The organism is Streptomyces sp. NPDC017890, from assembly GCF_044328675.1.
Lineage (GTDB): Bacteria > Actinomycetota > Actinomycetes > Streptomycetales > Streptomycetaceae > Streptomyces.
Window position 1 is genome coordinate 1 of sequence record NZ_JBIRHU010000153.1, and the last position, 1,307, is coordinate 1,307.

Below are 1,307 nucleotides of genomic sequence, written 5' to 3' on the forward strand. Positions count from 1 at the left end.
CGCTGCGCCGCAAAAGCGTGAGAAAGCAGCCCGCCGTCGCACCCTTTCTGATCGGTGTGTCGTAGCCCTCGGCTAATCTCGAATGTGCGACGAGCAGCAGGTCGCCACACCGACCTAGACCGCAGCACAATCGGCGGTCCTGATCTTGTGAGGGAAGATTCCCCACGAGATTGGTCGAGGTGGCGACCTGCTGCTGTTTTTGTCTCCGTAGTGAGAGGGCAACGCCTAGTTGCAAACTGGGGTCGCGGACGGCTGCACATGTGTGAAAGGTTTAGCGGGTCAACACGAACCCACCAATTTTAGGAGCGCAATCTCATGGCTACAGTCAAGGATTCGACGACGTGGGCTATCCGAGCTTTGCACTACTCCGAACTATCGGACAACGCGATCGAAAAGGACGTGGATCGAGCGAATGTTTTTGCGACGCACGCCCTGGTTTATGCGACGCTGGCGGCCTCCGGTGTCGAGGTCCATTACAACTAAATCGCTGAGGGATTCGTGGAGCTTCCCTCTCGACAGGTGAAAACTGTTTGGGCGCAGCCCAATACTGCTGAAGACAGGCCTGTCTTCGATCGTATGTGGTTCGAGGTCAGACGAATTCACGGATCCGAGGGAGGACTCGTGCTAGCTCTTCGAAAAGCGCCGGCCATCCGCGTCTGAGTCTGGTGATGCGGCCGCGCTCGAGGAACGCTCCGTCAAGGATGTGTGAGACCCGTAGATGCTGCTCGGGCGTGCCGAGGCGGCGGAGCTTGTCGTAGACGGGGTTGACGGGAAGGTCGTGCGCGGCGATGTGCGACCAGATGTCCTCGCTACTCCAGTCCCAGACCGGCCCGAAAACGTGTGTGCCATCGGCTCGGTCGAGGGCGCCGCCATGTGTGAGTCGCTGCTGCGCTGCTGTGGTGCAGCAGTCGACGCATTCTTCGGTAACTCGGACGCGGAGAGCGTTGTAGTACATCGACCAGCGTCCGGTCCCTTTCGCTGATTCGTCGGCACGTACACCCCAGATCTCGCCCGATCCGTGAGTCTGATGTGCCGCGCGTGAGGGTGCTCCGATGAGAATGTCGCGGAGCGCTCGCGTCGTCGCTCGTGTGGGCAGGTGGTGATCCCATTCGCCGGAGTCCGCGAGGACGGTCAGCAGGGGTGGGTCGGCTCGGTGCACTTCGAGATTGAGGTTCCATGCGTCGGCGAGGTCGGCGATGTACTCGTAGGTCTGTGGGTATTCGAGCCCTGAATCGAAGAAGACGACAGGAATGTTCGGCTCGACCGCTGTGGTCAGGTGCAGGGCGACGAGTGAATCTTTGCCGCCG

2 protein-coding genes are annotated in these 1,307 nt (G+C 60.4%); one reads left to right on the plus strand and one right to left on the minus strand.

Annotated features, from left to right (window positions below):
- The first annotated feature begins 315 nt into the window (after positions 1 to 315).
- The gene (locus ACH4F2_RS36180; RefSeq protein WP_003941561.1) at positions 316 to 483 is read left to right on the plus strand and encodes a hypothetical protein; all 168 of its coding nucleotides are present in this window, start codon (positions 316 to 318) and stop codon (positions 481 to 483) included.
- Between the two features lie 106 nt (positions 484 to 589).
- Here ACH4F2_RS36180 and ACH4F2_RS36185 read toward each other — a convergent pair.
- Positions 590 to 1,307: phosphoadenosine phosphosulfate reductase family protein (locus ACH4F2_RS36185; protein ID WP_398136824.1), on the minus strand; the 718-nt coding region annotated here is incomplete at its 5' end.